The sequence below is a fragment of the Streptomyces wuyuanensis genome, from assembly GCF_900103455.1.
GTDB classification, from domain to species: domain Bacteria; phylum Actinomycetota; class Actinomycetes; order Streptomycetales; family Streptomycetaceae; genus Streptomyces; species Streptomyces wuyuanensis.
In genome coordinates this window covers 33,343-56,630 of sequence record NZ_FNHI01000020.1, presented here as the reverse complement: position 1 = coordinate 56,630, position 23,288 = coordinate 33,343, and the positions used below count along the sequence as shown (strand labels likewise).

At 73.9% G+C, this 23,288-nt stretch carries 20 protein-coding genes and 1 pseudogene; 8 read left to right on the top strand and 13 right to left on the bottom strand.

What is annotated here, in order from left to right; all coding sequences use genetic code 11:
* The first annotated feature begins 100 nt into the window (after window positions 1-100).
* Window positions 101-961, top strand: a complete 861-nt coding sequence (locus BLT82_RS26115) for a universal stress protein (protein ID WP_093659057.1) — start codon at window positions 101-103, stop codon at window positions 959-961.
* A gap of 51 nt (window positions 962-1,012) precedes the next feature.
* Here BLT82_RS26115 and BLT82_RS26110 read toward each other — a convergent pair whose 3' ends face one another.
* Genes BLT82_RS26110 through BLT82_RS26100 form a run of 3 tightly spaced genes read right to left on the bottom strand, consistent with a single transcriptional unit; the run spans window position 1,013 to window position 3,688 of the window.
* Complete coding sequence (locus BLT82_RS26110; protein WP_093659055.1) at window positions 1,013-2,038, bottom strand: NAD(P)/FAD-dependent oxidoreductase; 1,026 nt, start codon at window positions 2,036-2,038, stop codon at window positions 1,013-1,015.
* Window positions 2,035-2,592, bottom strand: a complete 558-nt coding sequence (locus BLT82_RS26105; RefSeq protein ID WP_093659053.1) for an isoprenylcysteine carboxyl methyltransferase family protein — start codon at window positions 2,590-2,592, stop codon at window positions 2,035-2,037. The genes BLT82_RS26110 and BLT82_RS26105 overlap by 4 nt, the downstream gene beginning before the upstream one ends.
* 7 nt (window positions 2,593-2,599) lie before the next feature.
* The gene (locus BLT82_RS26100; protein WP_093659051.1) at window positions 2,600-3,688 is read right to left on the bottom strand and encodes a type III polyketide synthase; all 1,089 of its coding nucleotides are present in this window, start codon (window positions 3,686-3,688) and stop codon (window positions 2,600-2,602) included.
* 239 nt (window positions 3,689-3,927) lie between these two features.
* Here BLT82_RS26100 and BLT82_RS26095 point away from each other — a divergent pair, with 239 nt between their 5' ends.
* The gene (locus BLT82_RS26095; protein ID WP_167746088.1) at window positions 3,928-4,818 is read left to right on the top strand and encodes a UbiA family prenyltransferase; all 891 of its coding nucleotides are present in this window, start codon (window positions 3,928-3,930) and stop codon (window positions 4,816-4,818) included.
* Window positions 4,819-4,831: 13 nt separating this feature from the next.
* On the opposite strand, the gene BLT82_RS26090 is transcribed toward BLT82_RS26095, so the two are convergent.
* On the bottom strand, window positions 4,832-5,575 hold the full coding sequence (locus BLT82_RS26090; RefSeq protein WP_093659049.1) for a YqjF family protein: 744 nt from the start codon (window positions 5,573-5,575) through the stop codon (window positions 4,832-4,834).
* Window positions 5,576-6,369: 794 nt separating this feature from the next.
* On the opposite strand from BLT82_RS26090, the gene BLT82_RS26085 reads away from it, so the two are divergent.
* Window positions 6,370-7,284, top strand: coding sequence for a S1 family peptidase (locus BLT82_RS26085; RefSeq protein WP_093659047.1), 915 nt, complete (start codon window positions 6,370-6,372; stop codon window positions 7,282-7,284).
* 258 nt (window positions 7,285-7,542) lie between these two features.
* Here BLT82_RS26085 and BLT82_RS26080 read toward each other — a convergent pair whose 3' ends face one another.
* A complete protein-coding gene (locus tag BLT82_RS26080; RefSeq protein WP_093659045.1) occupies window positions 7,543-9,159 on the bottom strand; it encodes a phospholipase D family protein in 1,617 nt (538 codons plus the stop codon).
* 181 nt (window positions 9,160-9,340) lie between these two features.
* Window positions 9,341-9,499: pseudogene (locus BLT82_RS38860) on the bottom strand (neutral/alkaline non-lysosomal ceramidase C-terminal domain-containing protein); the annotation flags it as partial.
* Between the two features lie 706 nt (window positions 9,500-10,205).
* Between BLT82_RS38860 and BLT82_RS26070 the strand changes: the two are divergent.
* On the top strand, window positions 10,206-11,234 hold the full coding sequence (locus BLT82_RS26070; protein WP_093659041.1) for a serine/threonine-protein kinase: 1,029 nt from the start codon (window positions 10,206-10,208) through the stop codon (window positions 11,232-11,234).
* 43 nt (window positions 11,235-11,277) lie between these two features.
* Here the strand turns inward: BLT82_RS26070 and BLT82_RS26065 are convergent, their stop codons facing one another.
* The 3 genes from BLT82_RS26065 to BLT82_RS26060 all read right to left on the bottom strand — a co-directional run bounded on the left by BLT82_RS26065 (window position 11,278) and on the right by BLT82_RS26060 (window position 13,053).
* On the bottom strand, window positions 11,278-11,871 hold the full coding sequence (locus BLT82_RS26065) for a TIGR04222 domain-containing membrane protein (RefSeq protein ID WP_244529615.1): 594 nt from the start codon (window positions 11,869-11,871) through the stop codon (window positions 11,278-11,280).
* Between the two features lie 74 nt (window positions 11,872-11,945).
* Window positions 11,946-12,767 carry a hypothetical protein gene (locus tag BLT82_RS36895; RefSeq protein WP_143041538.1) on the bottom strand — a complete coding sequence of 274 codons (822 nt, stop codon included), beginning with the start codon at window positions 12,765-12,767 and terminating at the stop codon, window positions 11,946-11,948.
* 64 nt (window positions 12,768-12,831) lie between these two features.
* The gene (locus tag BLT82_RS26060) at window positions 12,832-13,053 is read right to left on the bottom strand and encodes a hypothetical protein (protein ID WP_093659038.1); all 222 of its coding nucleotides are present in this window, start codon (window positions 13,051-13,053) and stop codon (window positions 12,832-12,834) included.
* A 134-nt stretch (window positions 13,054-13,187) separates the two neighbouring features.
* On the opposite strand from BLT82_RS26060, the gene BLT82_RS26055 reads away from it, so the two are divergent.
* The 3 genes from BLT82_RS26055 to BLT82_RS26045 all read left to right on the top strand — a co-directional run bounded on the left by BLT82_RS26055 (window position 13,188) and on the right by BLT82_RS26045 (window position 16,955).
* On the top strand, window positions 13,188-14,018 hold the full coding sequence (locus tag BLT82_RS26055; protein WP_093659216.1) for an alpha/beta fold hydrolase: 831 nt from the start codon (window positions 13,188-13,190) through the stop codon (window positions 14,016-14,018).
* A gap of 281 nt (window positions 14,019-14,299) precedes the next feature.
* A complete protein-coding gene (locus BLT82_RS26050; RefSeq protein WP_093659036.1) occupies window positions 14,300-15,637 on the top strand; it encodes a PP2C family protein-serine/threonine phosphatase in 1,338 nt (445 codons plus the stop codon).
* 415 nt (window positions 15,638-16,052) lie between these two features.
* Window positions 16,053-16,955: a SigB/SigF/SigG family RNA polymerase sigma factor gene (locus tag BLT82_RS26045; protein WP_093659034.1), complete on the top strand. Its 903-nt coding sequence runs from the start codon at window positions 16,053-16,055 to the stop codon at window positions 16,953-16,955.
* 91 nt (window positions 16,956-17,046) lie between these two features.
* Here the strand turns inward: BLT82_RS26045 and BLT82_RS26040 are convergent, their stop codons facing one another.
* The 4 genes from BLT82_RS26040 to BLT82_RS26025 all read right to left on the bottom strand — a co-directional run bounded on the left by BLT82_RS26040 (window position 17,047) and on the right by BLT82_RS26025 (window position 22,733).
* Window positions 17,047-17,997 carry an L-tyrosine/L-tryptophan isonitrile synthase family protein gene (locus BLT82_RS26040; protein WP_093659032.1) on the bottom strand — a complete coding sequence of 317 codons (951 nt, stop codon included), beginning with the start codon at window positions 17,995-17,997 and terminating at the stop codon, window positions 17,047-17,049.
* A gap of 211 nt (window positions 17,998-18,208) precedes the next feature.
* On the bottom strand, window positions 18,209-19,474 hold the full coding sequence (locus BLT82_RS26035; RefSeq protein WP_093659030.1) for a cytochrome P450 family protein: 1,266 nt from the start codon (window positions 19,472-19,474) through the stop codon (window positions 18,209-18,211).
* 10 nt (window positions 19,475-19,484) lie between these two features.
* Window positions 19,485-21,311: an asparagine synthase (glutamine-hydrolyzing) gene (gene asnB, locus BLT82_RS26030; protein ID WP_093659028.1), complete on the bottom strand. Its 1,827-nt coding sequence runs from the start codon at window positions 21,309-21,311 to the stop codon at window positions 19,485-19,487.
* A gap of 15 nt (window positions 21,312-21,326) precedes the next feature.
* On the bottom strand, window positions 21,327-22,733 hold the full coding sequence (locus BLT82_RS26025; protein ID WP_244529613.1) for an MFS transporter: 1,407 nt from the start codon (window positions 22,731-22,733) through the stop codon (window positions 21,327-21,329).
* Between the two features lie 318 nt (window positions 22,734-23,051).
* Between BLT82_RS26025 and BLT82_RS26020 the strand changes: the two genes are divergently transcribed.
* Window positions 23,052-23,267 carry a heavy-metal-associated domain-containing protein gene (locus BLT82_RS26020; RefSeq protein ID WP_093659026.1) on the top strand — a complete coding sequence of 72 codons (216 nt, stop codon included), beginning with the start codon at window positions 23,052-23,054 and terminating at the stop codon, window positions 23,265-23,267.
* Window positions 23,268-23,288 lie beyond the last annotated feature (21 nt).

Sequence of the window (23,288 nt, the reverse complement as noted above, 5' to 3'; positions counted from 1 at the left end):
CGGCGGCGACTCGGCCGGGTGGTCCACACCCGTGCTGCGGCGTCGCCCGCGCCGACGCACCCTGGAGCGAGGACCGCGGAGTTCGGAGCAGGGAGCACGGATGGTCAACGACGCCACGACGCCGACCGGGCCGGTGCTGGCCGGCGTCGACCAGGGCGGTCAGGAGTACGTGGTGCGCTGCGCGGCCGAGCAGGCCGCACTGCACGACGTGCCGCTCCACCTGCTCCATGTCGCCGAGCATCACGGCACCCCGGCCCAGGGCGCCGAGGTGGTGGCGCCTCTGGAGGGAATCGTCCGCACCGAGTTCCCCGGTGTGTCCGTGACGACGGAGGCGGTCTCCGGGCGCGCCTCCGCCGTGCTGGTGGAGCGGTCCGCGCTGGCGTCCTGGACGGTCGTCGGCCACCGGGGCAGCGGAGGCTTCTCCCGTCTTCCGCTCGGCTCGGTGAGCTGGCAGGTGGCCACCCACGCCGCGGGCCCCGTCATCGTGGTCCGGCCCGGCGACACCCCGCCGGACCCGGAGAAGCGGGTCGTGGCCGGGGTGGACGTCGCCGACTCCTCCGGCATCTCGTCGCACGCCCTCGACGTCGCCTTCGCCGAGGCCGCGCTGCGCGGGGCGAGCCTCGAACTCGTCCACGGCAGCTTCCACCTCGGCGAGACGCCGACCGGACCGGGGATGGCCGCGCCCGACTTCGACGTGCTCGACGAGGCGGTCCGGGCTGCCCTGCGGGAGGAGGCGGACAAGCGCCGCGACCGCTACCCCGGTGTACCGGTGAGGCTGCACGCGGAGCGGCTCCGCGCGGCGACCCTGCTGGCGGAGGCCTCGCGCGGGGCGGTCCTCCTGGTCGTCGGCTCGCACGGCCGCTCCGGACTGCGCAGGCTGCTGCTGGGCTCGGTGAGTTCCGAAGTCCTCCACACCGCCGCCTGCCCGGTGGCCGTCGTGCACACCACGCACCCCGGCTGAGCGCCACGCGCACTTCCCGGCCCCCGGCCCGGCCGGCGGACCGCACCCGTGTCAGGCGAGGAGGTTGACGCCCCGCCGGAACACGCCCGGCAGCCCTGCCGCGATCGGCACGACCCGAGGACCGAGGAAGGGATTCTCGCGGGCCCGCAGCAGACACCCGGTGAGCAGCCGGTACGAGCGGGACAGCCGCCGCCACGCGCGCTCGTACTCCGCGGGCCGCCCGGCCCGTACGCAGCGGACCAGTTCGCCGGCCGCGGTCAGCGCGAGGGTCAGCCCCTCGCCGGTGAGCGCGTCGACGTATCCCGCGGCGTCCCCCACGAGCAGCACCCGGCCGTCGACCCGTGTGCGCACGTCCTGGCGCAGCGGCCCGGCACCGCGCACCGGGGTCGCCGCGGCGCGGTGCAGCCGCGCGCTCAGTGCCGGGAAGCGCGCCAGCTGGACGTCGTACGGAGCCCGGTCCGAGGTGAGCACGGCGACGCCCACGAGGCCGGAGGCGAGCGGAGTCACGTAGGCCTCGGAGCGTTCCGCCCAGTGGACCTCGACCAGGTCGCTCCACGGGGCGAGGGCGTAGTGGCGGCGCAGCCCGTAGCGCGCCGCGCGGCGCGGAGCCGGCGGCCCGCCCAGTCCGAGGGAGCGGCGGACCGGTGAGTGCAGCCCGTCGGCGGCGACGAGGTACCGGGCCGTCAGCCCGCCCGCGGTCACCTGCCGCTCGTCCTGGCGCACCTCTTCCAGACGCCGCGCCACGAACCGCACACCCAGTTCGGCGGCGCGCGCCGCCATCGCCGGCTGCAGCTCCGTGCGGCGCACCCCGAGGCCGTGCCCGGCCCGGAAGCGGGCTTCCGCCGCCAGGGCGCCGGACCCGTCGGTGTACCGGATGCCGGTGAAACGCGCCCCGGCGACGGCGACACCGAGCCCCGCGAGCGCCCGTACGGCACCCGGCATCAGCCCCTCACCGCACGCCTTGTCGACCGGGGCGGGACGCGGCTCGGCGACGACGACCTCGAAGCCGGCCAGTGCACCGTGGATCGCCGTGGCCAGCCCCGCCGGGCCGCCGCCGGCGATCAGCAGATCGATCACCGGACCGCGTTCGCGGGCCGGCCGGCGGTCCGCGCCCCGATGGTCAGGGCCGCCTCCTCGCAGCGGATGCGTACCCCAAGCAACGCCAGATTGAGCGCGGTGAAGGCCAGCGCCGTCACCCACGCCGAGTGCACCAGCGGCAGGGCGAACCCCTCCACCACGACCGCGGCGTAGTTGGGGTGACGGAGCCACCGGTACGGGCCGGCGGCTACCAGCGGCAGGCCGGGTACCACGACGACGCGCGTGTTCCAGCGCGGGCCGAGGGTGACGATGCACCACCAGCGCAGCGCCTGGGCGGCGGCGGTCAGCGCCAGCATGGTCCAGCCGAGCGCGGGGACGAAGGGACGGTCCGCGGCCCAGGGCTCGAGGGCGCAGCCGGCCAGCAGCGCGGTGTGCAGGACGACCATGACGGGGTAGTGGCCGCGGCCGTGCTCCACGCCGCCGTGCGCCCGGCTCCAGGCCGTGTTGCGACGGGCCACCGCGAGTTCGGCGAGCCGTTCCACCGCGACGAGCAGGACGAGGGCGAGGAACGCGGTGGAGGTGTGGGTGTTCATCGGGGCATCACCAGCGCAGCAGGACGAGTTCGGAGGAGAATCCGGGACCGAAGGCCAGCATCAGCCCGGGGGAGCCCGGCTCGGGCGGCCCGTCGCCGAGGGTGTCCCGCAGCACGTGCAGGACGGACGCGGAGGACAGGTTCCCGGCGCGGGCGAGGGAGCGGCGGCTCTGCGACAGCGCCTCGTCGGGCAGCCCGAGCGCGTCCCCGAGGACGTCCAGGACCTTCGGCCCGCCCGGGTGGCAGACCCAGGCCGTCAGGTCCTGCGGCTTGAGGTCGTGCCCGGCGAGGAACGAGGCGATCTCCTCGCCCACGTGCAGCCTGACCACCTCGGGCAGTTCACTGCCGAGGACCGGCCGCAGACCCCACTCGCCGACGTCCCAGCCGAGGAGGTGCTCCGTGCCCGGGTAGAGGCGGCTGCGGCAGTCGACGACGACCGGGCCCGCGCCGCCGCCGTGCGGCCGCCGGCCGGGGCCCTCGCCGTGCCGTGGATGCCCGGCGCCGACCGCCACCAGCGCCGCGGCCCCGTCGCCGAACAGCGCCCCGGAGACCAGGTTGGCCATGGAGGTGTCCGCGGACTGCAGGGTGAGCGAGCACAGTTCCACGGACAGCAGCAGCCCCACGTCCCCCGGCCGGCCGGCGAGCTGGTCGTGGAGGCGCGCCGTGCCCGCCGCGCCCCCCGCGCAGCCGAGACCGAAGAGCGGTACGCGCCGTACGTCGGGGCGCAGCCCGGTCGCCGAGGCCAGGCGGGCGTCCAGAGATGGCGTCGCGATGCCCGTGACGGAGGTCGACACGACCACGTCGACCTCCTCGGGCGCCACCCCTGCCTCGTCGAGGGCCGCCCGCACGGCCTGAGCCCCGAGGTCGCGGGCCACCTCCAGATAGGTGTCGTTGCACTGGCCGAAGCCGCCGAGGCGGCCGTAGCGGTCCAGCGGCAGCGCGAGATGCCTGGCCTCGACCCCGACGGAGGAGTGCACACGCCGCAGCAGTCCGGGATCGGTCCCCGGCGGCAGCCTGCGGGCCAGCTCCTCCGCGATCTCCGCCTGCGTGTGTCGATGGGGCGGGAACACGGCGCTCACGGCCAGGACGCGGGTCATCGCCCCAACATAGAAGTCCGCTGACACAACGTCATGAAACGCCCGCACCGGGCGCGTCGTGGCCCAAGGGCTTCCCGTGGGCCCCTGCGGGCGCACGACGACGGCTGTGGCACCTCGCCGCGTTGTCGGATCGGCTGAATGCGAACGGTATGCGGACGACGCTCCGCCTTGCGGTGCACCGCATGCGACGCCGCGCGCTGATCCGCCGGTGATGACGGGACAGCCCTTAGCGTGGGCACGTGAAGCTCAGCGCCACCACCGCCTCCGACGGGGCCCACGCCGCGCCGTTCGACTCCTCCCGCCCCACGGCCGCCGGCCTGCTGAGGGCGTGCCACCCGCTGCCCGCGGCGGTCGTCACCGGGCTCACGGCGGCACTCGCCGCGGCGGTGGGCGGTCGCGGCCTGACGGGCGGAGCGCTCGTGGTGGGCGCGGTCGCCGCCGGCCAGTTGTCGATCGGGTGGTGCAACGACCGGGCGGACATGGGTCGGGACCGTGCGGCCGGCCGACGGGACAAGCCGCTCGTGACGGGAGAGGCCCTGCCGGCTGCCGTGGCGGCCGCGGCGATCGTGGCCCTGGCCGTCTGCGTCGTCCTCTCGGCGGCGTGCGGGCCCGTGGCGGGCTGCGTCCATGTCGCGGCAGTGGCCGCCGCCTGGTGGTACAACCTCCACCTCAAGCGCACCGCACTCTCCTGGCTGCCGTACGGGCTGGCGTTCGCGCTGCTCCCGGCGTTCGTCACGCTCGCACTGCCCGGCGGGCCCTGGCCACCACTGTGGCTCATGGCCGCCGCCGGACTGCTCGGCACGGGCGCGCACTTCGCCAACGTCCTGCCGGACATCGACCACGACCTGCGAACCGGCGTCCACGGGCTGCCGCAACGCCTCGGCCGGCGGCGGTCGGTGTGCGTCGCGGCCCTCCTGGTCCTCGCCTCGTCGCTGGTCCTGCTCATCGGGCCCGACGGTCCGGTCACCCGGCAGGGCTGGGCCGTTCTCACGGTGACGGTGCTGCTCTGCGCCCTGGCGCTGCTGCGGCCGGTCCGCGACGCCGACGTCCGCCTCCCGTTCCTCGCCACCATGGGCATCGCCGCGGCCGACGCGGCGCACCTGGTACTGCTGACCGCCGCCGCCGTCTGAGACCCCGCCCCACTCAGGCGCGGCCGGCCGGGCGGGCCGCCCCCAGGCGTAGGCCGTCCATCGGTTCCACCGTGTGCACCAGCGCGGGCGCCCCCGGTGCGGGGAGCCCGGCATGCGCGGTCAGTGTCTCCCGCAGCTCGAGGACCTCCGCCGTGCGCAGCCGCCACGGGGGGTGCTCGATGCGCGCCTCCCACAGCATCCCGGCCCACCGTGAGAAGGACGACCACCGGGAGGTGAGCCAGCGGTCCAGTTCCGACGGGGCGTCGACCGGTGCCCCTTCACGGACCGTCAGCCGGTAGCCGGGGGGTCCGTACGCGGGGTTCCGCCGGTGTCCGCCCCGGCGCTGGCCGTCGTAGGCGAGCGTGCGCCCGTCGGCGCTCCGCCGGACGGACAGCTCCGCCCAGTGATACGGCACCCCGAAAGCCCGCCCCACCCGCATGAGGGGGTGGCCGGCGTCCAGCGAGAGGAACCACACCCCGCTCCGCCCGTCCCTTGTCCTGACGTACGTCCGCAGGTTCGTCTGCGCGAAGGTCCCGCGGGGCAGCGGTACCAGGCCCAGCGGGTGCACCGACCTCATCACGAGGGCGACGAGGCTCACCCATGCGCGACCGCCGAACTCGTCCGGCCGGAGTCCGGGCGGCAGCAGGGGCCGTAGCGCGTCGGGCGGGTAGGGCCAGTGGACGTAGGTCTGATGGGACAACCCGGCGGTCAGCGCGGGAAGTTGCCGGGGGAAGAGCAACCTGAAGGGTGCGTGCATCGTCTCCTCCTGTGCGGGGGAACGGCGCGGTTCGCGAGCCGTGGTGTCCCGATCATCCGGTACGGCCCGCCGGGGCCGCCGCAATGCGGTCGAGGCTCGCCCCGAAATTGTCCGTGGAGCCGCAGGTGCGATGGAATCCGGCCAGGGGCTGCCGCCGGGCGAACGGGGGCGAGTCATGCACAAAGGGACGGTGAGCTCAAGTGCCGGGCTGAAGTGCAGGCCCTTTGTGCATGGCTGAATTCAGGCCATGATCCACTTGTCTGCTGTCCAGGGACCCCAGGGGTGCGGTGCCCCGCGTTGCGTAAGCCACGGTGTCCGGCGCGTGACGTGACGGCCCCGGTGTGGATTCCGGAACCTTCGCCGGTGCCCGGCGGCGCCTTCCGCCGGCCGCCCTGTTGAACCCTGAACTGCCTCAATGGCACCCGGGGTCCCGGCCGTTGCCGGTGAGCGGGCGCGCGCCGGTCCGTGCGTGCGGCGGCGTCGTGGTGCTCTCTGTTGCCGGAGAGCAAATGAACGGGTGATTCCGCTCGGGGCGGGGCGGTGCGCGAGAACCGGCCGTTTCCGCGAGCGGAACCCCGTCGAGGTCAAGTCCGGCAAACATCTTTGTCTGTGACCGGCCCGATGGACGCGCGTAGAGCGGCCGAAAGGCGATCTTGTCCAGGGTGAAACCGGAAGCCAGGATCCGTAGCCACGGCATTGACAGGGGCATGGCGGAGATCCCGGTCCGTCCCTCCTGCGCAGTGCCGGGGCCCGTCCACCCAACGGGCCCTCGGTAACCCCCACTGGAGGATGTAGTGAACATCAAGCGCTTCACCCCCCACGGCCGCTTCGCAAGAGGTGCGCGGCTGACCGCCGTTGCCTCCGCCCTGCTGGCGGCAGTCGCGCTTGCGACCCCGAGCGCGGCAGCAGACACCCCCGCCCCGCGGGCCACCGCCGCCACCCTCGCCCAGGTCGGCGACGCCGTGCTGCACGCCGACGTCCCCGGCACCGCCTGGTACACCGACGCCAAGTCCGGCAAGCTCGTCGTGACCGCCGACTCCACGGTCTCCGCCGCCGAACTGGCCGAGATCAAGGAGGCCGCCGGCAGCCGCGCCTCGGCCCTCGAGATCAAGCGCACCCCTGGCACCTTCAACAAGCTGATCGCGGGCGGACAGGCCATCTACGCCGGCGGCGGCCGCTGCTCCCTCGGATTCAACGTCCGCAGCGGCAGCACCTACTACGCCCTGACGGCAGGCCACTGCACCGACATCGGCAGCACCTGGTACACCAACTCCGCCCAGACCGCCCTGCTCGGCACCCGCGCCGGATCGAGCTTCCCGGGCAACGACTACGGCATCATCCGCCACTCCAACGCCTCGGCGGCGGACGGCCGTGTGTACCTGTACAACGGCTCCTACCGTGACATCACGGGCGCCGGCAACGCGTCGGTCGGCCAGTCCGTCCAGCGCAGCGGCAGCACCACCGGCCTGCACGGCGGCTCCGTCACCGGACTCAACGCCACCGTGAACTACGGCGGCGGCGACATCGTCTACGGTCTGATCCAGACCAACGTCTGCGCCGAGCCCGGCGACAGCGGCGGCCCGCTGTTCTCCGGCACGACGGCCCTCGGGCTGACGTCCGGCGGCAGCGGCAACTGCTCCTCCGGTGGCACCACGTTCTTCCAGCCGGTCACCGAGGCGCTGAGCGCGTACGGCGTGAGCGTCTTCTAGGTCCGGCGCCAGGCACCACCCGTCCCGGAGCCGCTCCGGGTCACACCGGGCCGGCGGTCCGCCTCGTGGCGGGCCGCCGGCCCTCGTGTCGTCCCGTCCCTTCCACCGGACCCGTGCCGCTGTCCCTTCCACCGGACCCGTGCCGCTGTCCCGGCCCGCGACCCCTTCCGTTGTCCCGGCCCTTCCGCCCGATCTTCGGAACGCACCCGGCCCGGCGGCGCGGTCCGACTCGCGCGCACGCGGTCAGCGCGCACGCGGTCAGAACGCGTTGCGCCGCCGCAGCCGCATCGGACGCCCGTCCGGGTCGACGACCACCCGGTACAGCGGCATCGCGAGCACCCGCTCCCATCGCGACAGCCGCGGCGGCCGGTAGGCGCGCAGCCGCCCGGGCGGTCTGGGGCCCGTCCGGCCGTCCTCATGCCACAGATCCAGTGCGGCGGCCGCCGAGGCGAACGCCTCGAACGCGGCCCCGGGATCGCACAGTTCGTCGGGCGCCTGCGGATCGCCCGGAGCCTCCCGGTCCAGGTGCTCCCGCGCCAGAACCAGCCGGAGTTCCCTGGCGAAGCGGCGGGCGCCGTCACCGAGACCGCCCGGGTCGCGGGGCTCCCTGGGGTCCGCCGTCGCGTCCAGGACGGCACAGCTCAGCTCCGAGTCGTGCGTCCAGGACCGCAGGTTGACGTTGTCCGAACCGGCCGCTGCCCAGACGTCGTCGATCACGCACACCTTGGCGTGCACGTACACCGGTGTCCCGGCACGGTTCTCCACCCCGTACACAGCCACCCGGTCGCCCGCCGCCTTCCGCAGGGTCTCGAGGGCGGTGATGCGCCCGATCAGGTTCATCGGCAGTGTGAGCCGGCCGTCCTGCTCTGGGACCGAGGGGATGACCGCGATCAGCCGCAGCCCGGGGTTGGCGCGCAGCGCCCGGGCGAAGTGCTCCACGACGTGTGGGGACCACAGGTACTGGTCCTCCAGGTAGATCAAGGCCCGTGCCCGCCGCAGGGCCTTGAGGTAGGCACGCGCGATGCTCCGCTCGCCGTCGGGCGCGAAGTCGTAGCCCCGCAGCAGCCTGTTGGGGTACGTGCGCAGCACCTGCACCGTGTGCCGGCCGCAGGGCTGCGGGTCGGGCAGCTGACGCGGCAGCGGGTCCGCGTGCGTGTCCTCCTTGTGCACCCACTCCCGCAGGCGGCTCAGCGGACTCCTGGTCAGCGGCGCCGGATCCTGCCAGCGCTCGCGGAAGACGGTCTCCAGGTCACCCACCGCCGGACCCCGGATCGCGAGCTGGACGTCGTGCCAGGGCGGGTGGGGACCGTACGCGGCTGCGATGGGCTGGGAGCGTGCGTCGCCGCCGTGGCCGATGTCGTCGTTGCGGTTGTGGGAGAGGTCGATGCCACCGATGAAGGCCACGTCCAGCCCCGGCCGCCCGCGGTGGCGCAGCACCACCAGCTTCTGGTGGTGCGAGCCGCCGGGACGCACCCGCATGTCCAGCAGGTACTCGCCGCCGCCCGCCCGCACTTCCCGGCCGAGGTGGCGGTTCTCCTCCTCGCTGAACTGGAGGCTGTCCAGATGGGAGTGCCACACCAACCCCTTGACGACCACGCCGCGCTCGGCCGCCTCGCGCAGCACCGTGCCGACCTCGGTCCCGGGGCCGGCGAGCCGTTCGTCGCGGTCGCCGCGCCAGTCGGTGAACAGCAGCAGGTCTCCCGCTTCCAGGGCGCGAACGGCGTCGAGCAGTTCGCCGAAGTACGTCGCGCCGTGGATCAGGGGGCGTACCTCGTTGCCCTCCGACCAGCCCTTGCCTTCGGGCCGCCGGCGGTCCAGCCGGGTGGCGGGATTGCCGCGTTCACCGGCGGTCAGCAGCCAGTCGGCGGGTTCCACGGAACGGCACCTCCCACCTCCGCCCGCCGGGGCCGGTCCGGCGGCGCCGGCGGTCCGCTGCGCATTTCTCCCGGGCCGGCGGTCTCCTTCGTACCACTCCCGGGCCGGTCCCGCAGCGGGGACCGGCCCGGACGGCGCCCCCCGGCCCTGCGCGCGCGGGGGCCGTCGGCCGCCCCGCCGGTCAGCGCACCGTGAACGACCGCGAGGTCCCGGTGAACGGGGTGCCCCGGCCCAGGAGGCTCCTGGCGTCACCGACGTGCACCACGCGGTACGTCCCCGGCGGGGTGCCCGCGTCGATGTCCCGGGTGACCGTGGCCTTCGACGTGCCGGTGAAGCTGTTGGTCGCACCGTTGTCGACGGGTCGATCCCGCCGGGGAAGGCCGCGCGGTCGGGCGCCGGTTTGCGGTCGAAGGCGGTACGCGAACGGTTCACGCTGGCCGGGCAGCACCTCCCTCGGGACGGGGACCCTCACCGACGCGACATGCCGGTCTTGGCCGCCTCGCCCGTGGCGCCGGATATCCCGCGCCCCCGAGGTGGTCGTCGCCGCCGTAGCCGGCCGGACCGGCACGGACGGGCGAGGGCACGCCTGCGGACGTCAGCCCGACGACGGCGGCGACGGCAACGACGAGGAGCCGTCGGGAGGACCGGGAGCGGGTGGGGGCATGGAACCTCCTGGGCGGGGGTGGATCCATACGGTAGGCGCTCTCAACGTTCTACGGGCCGGGCTGGTCCGTCGCGACGCCAACCCGGCATAGCGAGAAGCCCCGTCCTTCACGACGGGGTGGATCCACGAACGCCCGGAACCGGTCGGCGGGTCGCCGGCCGGGCGGCGCACCCGGGCGGCAGTGCCCCGAAACCAGGGAGGTGATCATCAGTCGCAAGAGTCCGTACCGGGGACCAGTGGAGGGTTTCCGCCCCGGGCCCGCGACCCCCGCGCCCCGCCGGGCCGCGGCGAGACGGTGGGCCGATCGATACAATTCGGGCATGGTGCTCTGGCCCGCCGACCGGCAGCCCCGGGGCGGCAGGACGTACGGCGGTGGTTCCCCATGACCCCGCCCTCCGACGACATGAGCCTGTACTCGGGCCGGCCGTCCGGACTGATCGGCGCCCAGATCGCGGGCTACCGGGTGGAACGGGAGATCGGCCGGGGCGGTATGGCCGTCGTCTACTGCGCCAAGGACCTGCGGCTGGACCGCACGGTGGCGCTCAAGCTGCTCGCGCCGGAACTCGCCCGCAACGACACCTTCCGCCGCCGTTTCACCCACGAGTCACGGGTTGCGGCGGCCATCGACCACCCGCATATCGTGCCGATCTTCGAGGCCGGCGAGACCGACGGCGTCCTGTACATCGCCATGCGCTTCGTCGCGGGACTGGACCTGCGGGCCCTGCTGGACCGCGACGGGCCGCTGCCCGTCGCGACCGCCGTCCGGATCGCCGCCCAGGTGGCCTCGGCGCTCGACGCGGCCCACGAGCACGATCTGGTCCACCGGGACGTCAAGCCGGGCAACGTCCTCGTCGCCAAGGGCACCGACATCGACCATCCCGAGCACGTCTACCTCACGGACTTCGGGCTGACGAAGAAGTCCCTCTCGCTCACCGGGTTCACCACCGTGGGCGAGTTCGTCGGCACCCTCGACTACGTGGCGCCGGAGCAGATCTCCGGGCGGCCGGTCGACGGCAGGTGCGATCTCTACAGCCTCGCCTGCGTCGTCTACGAGACCCTCGCCGGCGGTCCGCCCTTCCAGCGGGACGAGGACGTGGCACTGCTCTGGGCGCACCAGTACGACCAGCCTCCTCCGCTCACCGAGCGCCGGCCGGACATCCCCCCGGGCGCGGACGAGGTTCTGGCGAAGGCCCTGGCCAAGGTGCCGGACGACCGCTACGACTCGTGCCTCGAGTTCGTCGCGGCCCTGCGCGACGCGGCGACGGCCCCGGCTTCCGCGCCCGCCGTGGCCCGGGCCGCCCCCACGCCGACGCAGGTGGTCCCCGGCCTCGCCGGCGTCCCGGAGGACCAGGGACCGCCACCGGACCCTCCCGCGTGGGCCCGCCCGGTGTTCGCCCCGCCCGGCGGATAGCGGTGCGGGCCTGGGCGCCCCGGCCGCAGGGTGCCGGCGTGCGTCAGTCGCCGCCTCCTCCTCCGCAGCCGAACCCGCCGCCCGAACCGGAGTCGCCGTCGCGGCCCTGCTCGTAGCCTCTGCCCCAGTGCAGATGGGAGTCCGCGAACCCGGTGGGTACGGGGCGCGCGTCCACGACGCCGCGCCGGACCGGTCCGGCGGGCAGAGCGGCGGGCCCCTCGAAGACGTACCTCGGCAGGCTCCCGTCCTGCCGGGCGGCCCTCAGCCGCCGCCGGCCCGCCCGGGTCGGCCGGTGCCGGACGCTCGTCACCAGCCCCAGTGCCGCGAGCCGCTGCCCGATCGCCTCGACCTCCGGCGAACGCACCACGGCGATGCGCACGTACGCCGTGCTCCTGCTGCGATCGCACAGGCCGAGGACGGTCCGCTCCAGCGGATGCCCTGTCACGTCCTGCCGCCGGGCGGCGTCGGCGGCGCGCACGCGGGAGGCGCGCAACAGCAGCGTCCGCCGCTCGCACAGCGCGATCACCACCGTGTCGGCGACCCTGCCGGGCCCGCCCGCGAGGAACGCGGCCTCGTACAGGCCCAGTGACCCGGACGTCCCCGTGGCCGCCCGCGCGGCCTCCCTGAACCTCCACACGCCGATCCCCCTTCCGGCACCTCCTGAGGGAGTTGTCGCCGGGGGAGCGGGCGGACAATCCCCATCTCTCCTCTTCAGAGGAACATTTGAGCTTTCGTCGGGCATTGCGCCCATGCCGCAAACGGGGGCGGCGCGATGGTCGCCGGCCCGCCCGCCGATCGTGCGCGGTGCGTCCGTGCGCGAATAGGGCGGATGCCGTCACGGCAGGGACGGCCCAGCGGATCCGGCAGGCGGGCCGTCAGGGGAGGCGGATGCCGGCGAGGAGCTGCCGGTGCAGCGCTTCGAGGTCCTTCCGGTTGTCCTCCGGCCCGAACGTCACCGCCTGGACGACGTGTCCGCCCTCGCCGATGAAGCGGGTGGCCCCCCGCCATGTCGTCGCTGGACGACAGACGGGCGTCCAGGGCCGGTCTGCCGTCGACCGTCGTGCTGCGGACGTCGGTGCTCCGCAGGGTCTCGCCGGACTCCCGTTCGTAGGCGTCGAGGAAGCCCTTGAGACTGGCCCGGAGGTCCCGCGCGGTTCCCGGCGTGTCGAAGACGGCGAACCCCACGAACGCCTCGCCGGTCTCCACCCCGTACACCCGCCCGCTGACGGGTTCCCCGCCGACGGGCACGGACGTCCTCTCCCCCTCGGCCCTCCCCGGCAGTTCGGCGGTGACCCCGCTGGGGGCGTCGGTGGTGGGCGTCCACTCCTCCCCGGTGCCGGCGACCTGCGGCACCACGACGGGCACCGCGGCCGGGCGGGGCACCGCCGAAGCGGCCGGGACCGGCAGCAGCACGATCGCGGCCGAGAGGGACACCGACACGACGGCCGCGCCCGGCAGGCCCGGCCCCGGTACGGCCGCCGGCCCGGAACGGGCGGACGTCGGACGCGGCCGCATCCGGGTTCTGTACGTCATCGAGGTCACTCCCAAGGCATCGCCCGCCACGCGGGCGGCGCGCCGGCCGGGCGACCCGGCGCGCTCACGGAGGCGACTCGGCCCACGACTGCGGACCCCCGCCCCTCCACTCGATCAGCTCCGGATCGTCGACCGCCGTGTCGGTTTCCGGGAGGTTCGCGCGGCGGAGGAACTCCAGCACGTCGAACAGGTCATGCGCGGTGCCGACCGGCTCTCCTCGGATCGTCACCGGTCTGCCACCGCTCGGCTCGATCGGATGAACGATCACAGGCGGGTTCGTCCCCATGATCCCAGGGTCCATCCGGACCCGTCGGGACGCATCCGGACGCACCCGTACGGGTACTCGACGCGGCCCGCGAGCGTCCGGCGACCTGGCACGGGGCACGCCTCGCCCCGACCATGGAGGAGGAGGTGCCGCTGATGGGCGAACACGTCGAGGCCAACGGGACGCGGTTCTGGGTGGAGCGCCGGGGCGAGGGCCCCGACGTCCTGCTGGTCGCGGGCCTGAGCGATCCCGCCGAGGCCTGGCAGGCACAGCTCGACGGACTCTCCGACCGCTACCGGATCACCGCCTTCGACAACCGGGGCGCCGGACGGACACCGCTGCCCGACGGTCCGCTGACGGTTCCGCTCATGGCCGACGACGCCGCGGCGCTGATGTCGGCCCTCGGTGTGGAGCGCGCCCACGTCGCGGGCTTCTCGGGCGGCAGCCTCATCGCCCAGGAACTGGCACTTCGCCACCCGGACCGGGTACGGAGCCTCGTCCTCGTGTCAGCCTGGGCGAGGCCGGACGCCTATTTCCGGACGATGACCCGGTTCTGGCACTGGCTCGCCGAGGATGCGCCCGGAGAACGCGCCATGCTCGAGGCGTTCCTGCTGTGGGTCTATACCCCGCGCGCCCACGCGGACGGCACGGTTGACCGGATCATCGACGAGACGCTGGCCTTTCCGCACCCGCAGTCCGCCGGGGCGTTCCAGCGCCAGCTCGAAGCCTTCGCCGCGCACGAGACCCTCGACCGTCTGCCGGGGATCACCGCGCCGGCGCTCGTGCTGTCGGGGGAGTGCGACATCGCCGCGCCGCCGCGGTTCGGGCGGGCCGTGGCCGACGCCATCCCGGGTGCGGACTTCGAGATGCTGTTCGGGGAGGCCCACCAGCCGTTCCAGGAGGCGCCCGAGAAGTTCAACGCCAGGGTCGACGCGTTCTGGAGGGAGGTCGCCGGCCAGAGCCCGGTGACCGACGGCGGTCCGTGACACCGTGGCCGTGGCCTTCCCGGTTCCCCGGGCCGCGGGACGACGAGCGCGCCGGGCCGAGGTGGTCCGCGAGCGCACCGAAGGACGGCCCGGGCCCACTCGAACGTCCGCACCCACCAGAGGACTGCGCCGCCACGCGTACCGGACCGCCCTGCCGGACAGCGGGAGTCCCCGCCGCCCTGCCGGACAGCGGGAGTCCCCCTCGAAGCCGTGTCCCGCCCCCGCCGGATGTGCTTCAGCGGGTCCGTGACAACACCCGGCGTTGGTGGAAGGTACAGCAGATGGACGAGTACGACGTGGACGCGGCGCTCCAGCAGGCGCTGGACCGGCTCACCCTGCTGGCCGACGTCAACTCGGCGCTGGCCGCCACCGTCGACGCCCGGGAGGGGCTGCGGCGCGTATGCCGGATGCTGGCGCAGCGCATGGGTGACTGGTGCGCGATCGACGTGCTGACCGAGCGGGACGAGATCGGCAGGGTGTGCGCGACGCACAGGGGGCCGGTCCTCCTGCAGGGCGAGGAGACGGAGGCTCCGCTTCCCAAGCCGCCACCGGACGCCACCGGTCCGCTGGCCAGGGTGCTGCAGGGCGCGGGGCCGTTCGTCCTCGCCGCGGCGGAGATCCGTCCCCGCGAGCGGATGCACGGCTGGGACCTCGGTCAGGCGCGGATCTTCGAGCAGCTGGACGTCCGCAGCGCGGTCATCGCTCCGCTGCGGGCCCGCCGAGAGGTTCTCGGGGCGCTCACGATCGCCCGCTGGGGTTCCCGGCCCGCGCTGAGCGACGACGACCTGATGCTCGTGGAGGACCTCTCGCACCGGGTGGGACTCGCCATCGACAACGCCCGGCTGCACCGCCAGACCGAGCACATCGCCGAGCGGCTCCAGCGTTCCCTCCTGCCGGCGCTCCCCGGCGCGGGGCCCCTGCGGATGGCCGCGCGCTACGCCCCCTCGCAGGCGACCGCACAGGTCGGCGGGGACTGGTACGACAGCTTCGTGCTGCCCGACGGCGACACCGCGGTGATCATCGGCGACGTGGCCGGGCACGACCTGCAGTCCACGGTCGAGATGAGTCAACTGCGCAACATGCTGCGGGGCATCGCCTGCGACCGCCAGGAACCGCCGGGCGCGATCCTGCGGCGACTCGACCTCGCCTTGCACACCCTGTACCCGGAGTTCACCGCCACCTGCCTCTACGCACTCATCCAGGGGCCCGAAGGCGGCCCGTGGCAGCTGAACCACTCCTCGGCCGGTCATCTCCCGCCCCTGCTCGTGACCCGTGACGGCGACACCCGCTATCTCCAGGACGCACGGGGCATGCTGCTCGGAGTGGACCCGGAACAGCCTCGCACGAGTGCCTCCGAACCCCTTCCCGCGCATTCCACCCTCCTGCTGTACACCGATGGACTCGTCGAGCGACGAAGAGAGTCCATCGACCACGGCCTCACCCGCCTGCGGCAGCACGCCGCGGCCCTGGCACGTCACACCCCGGACAGCTTCTGCGACGAACTCCTCACCGGCCTCGCCCCCACCCCCACGGACGACGTGGCGCTCCTCGCCGTGCGCATTCCCGAGCCCACGGCGACTCCCGCCGGCGCCACGGGGACCGAGGACGGCGGAGCGTGAGCCCCCCGTGTGCATGTCGGTGGCGCCGGCCCGCCCGGTGCGGCTGCTGGAGTCCGCCCCGGGGACGCCGACCACCTGGTTCTACGTCAGGCGTCACCGAGCCCTGCTGTGATCGGCACCGCCGCGACGAACGCCGGTCACGGGGAGGCGGGCACGGGAGACAGCGCCTGCCGAAGAGCCGGCGGTGCAGCGGCCGTTCGCGCGGAATCCGCTCGTCTACCCCCGACGGCCGAGGACACGCGCGCACCGCAGGAGAAAGCGACGTTCGTTCGCAACCTGGCTTGACCGGCCCACAAAGGGTTCGCTGTGCAGGCTGACGCCTCCGTGCCCCGCGGGACACGATGATCGGGGCCAGGAGGTTCGCGTGGCCGATGACGCGTATCGGCCCGGTCAGTCAGGGGAGGAGCACTTTCTCATGCCCGAGCACACCACCCACCGTCACCGAGGACCTGTCCGAACCGGCCGCGTTCCCGCTGACCGGAGCGCCGGTATCGCCGGCCTTCCTGCCGTTGGCCGCGCCACGCAGGTGTCCCCCGGCGACGCCCGGGAGCTCACCGCCGTCTTCTTCGACCGGCTGGTCGAACTGGAAGAGGGCACGCGGGAGCACCAGTACGTCCGCAACACCCTCATCGAGATGAACCTCTCCCTGGTCAGGTTCGTGGCCAACCGGTTCCGCAACCGCGGCGGCGGGGAGATGGAGGACATCGTCCAGGTCGGGACCGTCGGGCTGATCAAGGCCATCGACCGGTTCGACCTCAGCCGCGAGGTCGCCTTCACCTCCTTCGCCATCCCGTACGTCCAGGGCGAGATCATGAGGCACTTCCGCGACACCTCCTGGGCCGTGCACGTGCCGCGCCGCCTCCAGGAGCTGCGCGTCGAACTCGCCAGGGCACGGGAGCACCTCGTCTCGGTACTCGACCGCGACCCCAGCGTCGAGGACCTCGCCGAACACCTCGGGCGCACGAAGGACGAGGTCGTCGAAGGCATGGTGGCAGCGGCCGGGTACACGGCGGGCTCGCTGGACACCCCGGGCACCGAGGGCGACGACGAGCCCGCGGCCCTTGCCGGCGGCCGCTCCCACCCGGACCGGATCGGCGTCGACGACCCCGGGATGCAGCTCGTCGAGGACATCCGTGCCCTGGTGCCCCACATGGCCGAGCTCGACGACCGCGAACGGACCATCCTGGAACTCCGGTTCGGCGGCGAGATGACACAGGCCCGGATAGGTGCCGAGCTCGGGATCTCCCAGATGCACGTCTCCCGGCTGCTGGCCGGCACCCTCGCCAAGCTGCGCACCCGGATGCTCGCCGACGAGTGACCGCCCAAAGGACGGCACTCGCGTCGGCGTCCCCGGCCGCACTCGCCGCGTCGAACCCGGCGGCCGACCACCGAGAGGCCCGTTCGGCCGGTCAGACCGGTCCTCCGGGCCCCTGCTCGAAGTGGCTCGGTCTGCCGTCGCGGGTGACCAGCCGTCCGAGCCCGGCGGCCTCCGCCCGTGGCAGGAGTCTCCAGGTGCCGTCCGCTCTTCGCAGGGCCGTCGAATGCCACGGGGTGGTCCACGCGTCGGGGGCGTCGAGGAGGCGGATGCCGAACTTCGGCGCGCCGGCGGGCTGGGGGTGGATGGAGAGGCGCACCGACCGCGGGTGGTGCTCGGCGACGAGAGCGCCCCAGGCGCGGCTGCGCTGGATGACGTCGTAGGCGCGGCGCCGGCACTCGCGCTGGAGGGCGGAGCGGGTGCCGGTGAAGTCGGCGGTGTCGTCGAGGAGGAAGCGGGTGATGCCGCGGTAGAGCGCGAGGGTGCGCTCGTCGGTACGGACCTCGCTGTGCAGTGTGTCGAGGCCGGGGGCGTAACGGTCCTGGACCCAGGCGCGTTTCGCCGGGTGCGGCAGGTCGCCGAGGACGTCCCTGAGGTCGAAGACGGACAGGTGGTCCAGGCGGAGTTCGGAGATCAGCCGGCTCAGTGCGTCCGAGTAGGCGTCCACGTGCTCGTCGGGAACCCGGACGAGGTCGCCGAAGACATGTCCGTCGGAGCAGATGACGACACGGGCTCCAGGGGCGTGGATCTCCCCGATGCCGGCGCACAGCGAGTCGAGGAAGGCGAGGGAGAGACGTTCGCCCTGGTCGGGGAGATGGCCGAGGACCTTGGCCGGGTTCGGGGACTTGCAGGGGAAGCCGGGCAGGGTGAAGACGACGGGTTGGTTCCGGCGCACGTACCCCCCGATCTGGCGGAGCTGGTGGGGGAAGGCCCCGGCCGGCGCGGACCGGTCGCCGGTGGTGCGGTGGTGGGGCAGGAGCAGGTTCAGGACCGCGGTGCTGACGGCTTCGGTGGTACGGGCGTCGGTTGCTGTCGTCAGCGGCATGGGGGGCCTCCGTGGGGGTGTGTGCGGGCATGACGGCATGGCGCCTCGGCACCTCGGCGGGCTGGGCGGCGCCTCGGTGCGCGCCTCGGACCTCGGCGGGCAGCCGTGGCAGGCGGGCGGCGCGGCCGTTCGGCCGGAACGGATCGGTTCCGTGGCGAACCGGGCCGGCCGGCCCGCATGCCCGGCCGGGCCCTGCCGGTGTCGTCGGGAGTCAGACGCGCCGGTCGTAGCCGGCGGGCAGATGGTTGGTACCGCGGCCGAGAACGGCCGGGATCCACTGGATGTCATGGTCGGGGACGGCGAGGTGCAGGCCGGGCAGCCGGGCCAGGAGGGTGCCGAGCGCGATGCGCAGTTCGGCGCGGGCGAGTGCGGCGCCGGGGCAGAAGTGGATGCCGTGCCCGAAGGCGAGGTGCGGGTTCGGGCTGCGTTCCAGGTCGAGTTCGTCGGGCCTCTCGAAGCGACGGGGGTCGCGGTTGGCGGCGCACAGGGAGACGATCACGGAGTCCCCGGCCGGGATCTCGGTGCCGTGCAGATCGCTGTCCTCGGCGAAGAAGCGCCAGGTGGTCAGTTCGAAGGCGCTGTCGTAGCGCAGGAGTTCCTCCACCGCTCGGGGCAGCAGACCGGGGTCGTCACGCAGCCGCTCGAGCTCGTCCGGGTGGCGGAGGAGGGCGATGAGCGCGGTGGTGATCTGGTTGGTCACGGGCTCCTGGCCGGCGACGAGGAGCTGGAAGATCATGGAGTCCAGTTCTTCCCGGGACAGCTCTCCTCGGTCACGGGCGACGACGAGCCGGCTGAGCAGGTCGTCGTCCGAGTGCTCGCGCTTGTGGGCGACCACCTCGGCGATATAGCTCTGGAGGCCGTGCAGGCGGGCCTCGTAGGCGGGCCGGCCCGGGTCGGTGGGGCCGACGGGCTGGACGACCTTGCCCCAGTCGCGGTCGAAGCGGGCGGCGAGTTCGGCGGGCAGGCCGACGACCTCAGCGAGCACCTGGAAGGGGAAGCGGGCGGCGAAGCCGGACACCAGGTCGGCGGGGCCGGTTTCGGGCAGTGCGTCGACGAGGGCGTCGGCGAGTTCCCGGAAGCGCGGCAGCAGGCCGTCGATGCGGCGCGGGGTGAAGGCGTCGGTCACGAAGCGGCGCATGCGGGTGTGCTTGGGCGGGTCCTGGTGGAGCAGGTGCACCTGGAGCTGGGAGTGCTGGGGCTCGGGCATGATCGAAGCGCGGGCCCGCCAGCGGTCGTTGCCCCGGTCGTGGTCCTTGCCGAGGCGGTCGTCGTTCAGGGCGCCGTGGGCGGCCTCGTAACCGGTGACGAGCCAGGCGTTCACCCCGCTGGGGAAGACCACCCGGTGGACCGGTCCGGCCTCGCGCATCCGCTCGTAGAGCGGGTACGGATCGCTCTTGTACGGGCAGCCCGTCAGCGGCACCGGGTCGGGGAGGACTCCGGCGTCGTCCACGGCGGGAGGCGTGTCGTGCAGGGTCATGATGCGCTCCTCAGAGGGCGAGTTCGGGCCGGTGGTGGTCCAGCCACAGGGCGAGGTCGACGACGCGTTCGAGGCGGAGGCGGTGGCCCCACTCCAGCCGTTCGGGCGGGGTGCCGAGGGAGGCCTTGATGACGGATTCGTCCGCCAGAGAGCGGACCTGCGGGACGGAAAGCGCGTCCCGGGCCATCTCCTGCAACCCGCGGTTGTAGTCGGGGTGGTGGGTGGCCGGGTAGTGGTTCTTGGGCCGGTACAGCACCGAGTCCGGGGCGAGGCCGGCTCCCGTGGCGCGCAGCAGGCTCTTCTCCCGGCCGTCGAAACTCTTCAGTCCCCACGTCGTGTTGAAGGCGTACTCGACGAGGCGGTGGTCGCAGTAGGGGACGCGGACCTCGAGGCCCTGCGCCATGCTGAGGCGGTCCTTGCGGTGGAGGAGCTGGCGCAGCCAGCGGGTCAGGGACACGTGCTGCATCTCGCGCTGCCGGTGCTCGGTCGCGGTCTCGCCGTCGGCGTGCGGCACGGCGGCCAGGGCGTCGGCGTACGTGTCGTCACGGAACTCGCCGATGCGCAGGTCGAGTTCGGGGTTGAGCGGCATCGCGGCCTCGTCTCCGGTGACGAGCAGCCAGGGGAAGGTCGAGGCGGCCAGGGCTTCGGGGTTGTGGAACCAGGGATAGCCGCCGAACACCTCGTCCGCCGCCTCGCCGGACAGCGCGACGGTCGAGTGCTGCCGGATCCGCCCGAACAGCAGGTGGAGCGAGGTGTCCATGTCGCCGACGCCGATCGGCGAGTCCCGTGCCACGACGACGGCCCTGCGGTGCCCGGGGTCGAGCAGGGAGCGCGGGTCGAGGACGACGGTGCTGTGGTCCGTGCCGATGTACGCCCCGGCCTCGGCGGCGAACGGGGTGTCGTGTCCCGTTCGCAGGACGTCGCCGGTGAACTCCTCGGCCTGGTCGCTGTAGTCCACCGCGTAGGAGCGGATGCGGGCGTCCGGGCCTTCCCGCAGGCGCAGTTCACCGGCGAGCAGCGCGGTCAGCACGGTGGAGTCGAGGCCGCCGGACAGCAGGCTGCACACCGGGACGTCCGCCTCCAGCTGACTGTGCGCCGCGGTGGCGACGAGCTCGCGGACACGGTCGACGGTGGTGTCCCGGTCGTCGTCGTGGGGCCGGGCCTCCAGCTGCCAGTAGCGGCGTTCGCGGATGCCGCCGCGGTCCAGGACGAGGACGCCGCCGGGCTCGACCTCACGCACACCGGACCACACCGTGGGCCCGGTGTTGAAGAGCAGGCCGTACGCCTCCCGCAGTCCGTCAGCGTCGACGCGGGGGTGGATCTCGGGGTGGGCGAACAGGGCCTTGGGCTCCGAGGCGAAGGCCAGCCCGCCCTCGACGGCGGCCCAGAACAGCGGCTTCACACCGAGGCGGTCGCGGACGAGGAGCAGGCGCTGCGCCCGCTCGTCCCAGACCGCGAAGGCGAACATCCCCTCCAGGTGCTCCGCGACGTCCTCGCCCCACTGCCGGTAGGCCCGCAGCACCACCTCGGTGTCGCTGCGGGTGCGGAAGGCGTGGCCGAGGTTCCTCAGTTCGGCGCGCAGCGCGTGGTGGTTGTAGACCTCCCCGCTGTACGTGAGGACGACGGCCGGCTCGTCGGGACGGTCCGTCATCGGCTGGACTCCGCCGGCCGGGTCGACGACGGCGAGGCGGCGGTGTCCGACGGCCGCGTGCTCGCCCAGCCAGACGCCACCCGCGTCGGGCCCGCGCGGGATGAGGGTGGCCGTCATGGCCTCGATCACGGGTGCTTGGCCGCGGGCGTCTCTGTGGAAGGACACCCAGCCGGTGATTCCGCACACGGGCGGTCTCCTCGGTCAGTTCGGGGCGGCGGTGGCCGCGTTCGTCGTCGCCGTCGCGTCGGCGCTGCTGCGTGCGGGCAGAAGGAGCAGTGGTACGGAGAGGCAGGCGGCCGCGGCGGCCAGTCCCAGGCCGGCCCGGGCGCCCTGGACCGATCCGGCGAGGCCCCAGGCGGCGGTGGCGAGGGCGGGCCCGAGGGTGAAGCCGAGGCTTCGGGCGAGCTGCACCGTCGAGCCGACGGTGGCGGCGCGGTCCGGTGGCACCGCCCCCATCACCAGGGCCTGTGTGGGGCCGCCGCCCAGTCCCATGCCGAGCCCGGCGAGCGCCAGTCGCCAGGCCACGTCGCCCGGTGACCACCCTCCGTCGACCGGGACCGCGAGGAGCAGGCCGCAGGAGGTGACGACGGCTCCGGCGACCGCGACCGGTCTTGCGCCGTACCGGTCGGCGAGGCGTCCGCCGAGCGGCCCGGCCAGCCCCATGCCGAGGGGAAAGGCGAGCACGGTCAGGCCGGTGGCGGTGGCGCTGAACCCGTTGTCGCTCTGCAGGTGGAGGGCGATGACGTAGTGCATGGCGGCGAAGCCGGTCGCCAGCGCCAGCACCGCCCCGTGCGCACCCGGCAGTCCGGGCACCCGCAGCACCCCGGTCACGGGCCGGCCGCCCGCTCCGCGCAGCCACAGCCACAGCGGGGGTACGGCGGCGAGGGCGAGGGCCAGCCACGCGGAGTGGCCCGCAGCCAGGGTCAGCGCCACGAGCAGCACCGATACGCCCGTGGCGACGAGCGACGCGTCCAGGAGCGCTCTCGCACGGGGCAGGCGCAGTCCGCGGTCGCGGGGCATCGCCCGCCGTGCGACGGCCAGCGCCAGGAGGCAGAAGGGGATCTTGACGAGGAAGACGGCACGCCAGCCCGGGCCGTCCAGCAGCAGTCCGCCGACCGCGGGGCCGGTCACCGCGCCGAGCGGACCGAGGGTCGCCGGCACGCTCATCGCCCGGCCGCGCATCTGCGGCCGTACCGCACCCAGGACGAGGACGGGCATCAGCACGAACAGCACCGCCCCGAAGGCGCCCTGGGCCAGCCGGGCCGTGACGAGCAGACCGGCCCACGGCGCCGCCGCGGCCAGGGCGCTGCACAGGGCGAAGCCGGTGGTCGCGGCCAGCACCGCGGAGCGCGGCCCCGCGCCGTCGAGCCACCTGCCGGCGGGGAGCAGCAGCGCCACGACCGGCAGCTGGTAGCCCAGCACGACCCACTGGGCCGTGGCGGCCGACACGTCCAGCTCCCGGGAGATCTCCGCCAGCGCCACGTTGACGATGTTCATGTCGAGCATGGCCACGAAGGACAGCAGCCCCGCCACCCCCACCAGGAGCCAGTGGTCGCCGCCGTCGGCTATGTGTCCGGGCTCGGCCGAGCCCCCGCCGTGGTGCGTCACCTTTCCGCCCTTCCGCTGTGCAACGGCCGCCGGACGGCGGCCTCGTCCCACATGTCGGCGCCACCGCGGGATGAGTTCCCGGCCGATCGCGGGAACCGTGCGCGGACGCGCGGTGTCGCGCCGAGGCACCCGAACGGCCCATGTCCCACCCGGCAGCGGGAACTCACGGGCACCCTGGGCCGACGACTGGTGTGACCCCTGAACACGGGTGGTGGGCTTGAGCCGCACGAGGGCCTCTCTCGTCGCGGCGCCGAACGTCCTCCCCCGTGCATCCGTACGCCGGTGAGAGCGTTCACCCCGGCACCGAGGAGTGGCCCCATGACCCAGAAGCACTACAACGTCACCGGCATGAGCTGCGGGCACTGCGTGGCGAGCATCACGGACGAGATCCGGGAAGTGGCCGGTGTGAGCGAGGTCGTGGTCGACCTCGCGGCGAACACCGTCACCGTGCGCGGCACGGACCTCGACGACCAGCGGCTCCGCGCCGCGATCGTCGAGGCCGGCTACGGGGTCGGCGACCCGGTGCCGGCGTGACCCCCTGACCTGGCGGCACGG

Bases quoted from the DNA above. Each gene is read 5' to 3' on its own strand.
- BLT82_RS26020 (WP_093659026.1), top strand. From the start codon at position 23,052: ATGACCCAGAAGCACTACAACGTCACCGGCATGAGCTGCGGGCACTGC.
- BLT82_RS26055 (WP_093659216.1), top strand. From the start codon at position 13,188: ATGGGCGAACACGTCGAGGCCAACGGGACGCGGTTCTGGGTGGAGCGC.
- BLT82_RS26090 (WP_093659049.1), bottom strand. From the start codon at position 5,575: ATGCACGCACCCTTCAGGTTGCTCTTCCCCCGGCAACTTCCCGCGCTG.
- BLT82_RS26060 (WP_093659038.1), bottom strand. From the start codon at position 13,053: ATGGGGACGAACCCGCCTGTGATCGTTCATCCGATCGAGCCGAGCGGT.
- BLT82_RS26100 (WP_093659051.1), bottom strand. From the start codon at position 3,688: ATGACCCGCGTCCTGGCCGTGAGCGCCGTGTTCCCGCCCCATCGACAC.
- BLT82_RS26070 (WP_093659041.1), top strand. From the start codon at position 10,206: ATGACCCCGCCCTCCGACGACATGAGCCTGTACTCGGGCCGGCCGTCC.
- BLT82_RS26040 (WP_093659032.1), bottom strand. From the start codon at position 17,997: ATGCCGCTGACGACAGCAACCGACGCCCGTACCACCGAAGCCGTCAGC.
- BLT82_RS26045 (WP_093659034.1), top strand. From the start codon at position 16,053: ATGCCCGAGCACACCACCCACCGTCACCGAGGACCTGTCCGAACCGGC.
- BLT82_RS26035 (WP_093659030.1), bottom strand. From the start codon at position 19,474: ATGACCCTGCACGACACGCCTCCCGCCGTGGACGACGCCGGAGTCCTC.
- BLT82_RS26050 (WP_093659036.1), top strand. From the start codon at position 14,300: ATGGACGAGTACGACGTGGACGCGGCGCTCCAGCAGGCGCTGGACCGG.
- BLT82_RS26115 (WP_093659057.1), top strand. From the start codon at position 101: ATGGTCAACGACGCCACGACGCCGACCGGGCCGGTGCTGGCCGGCGTC.
- BLT82_RS36895 (WP_143041538.1), bottom strand. From the start codon at position 12,767: ATGACGTACAGAACCCGGATGCGGCCGCGTCCGACGTCCGCCCGTTCC.
- BLT82_RS26105 (WP_093659053.1), bottom strand. From the start codon at position 2,592: ATGAACACCCACACCTCCACCGCGTTCCTCGCCCTCGTCCTGCTCGTC.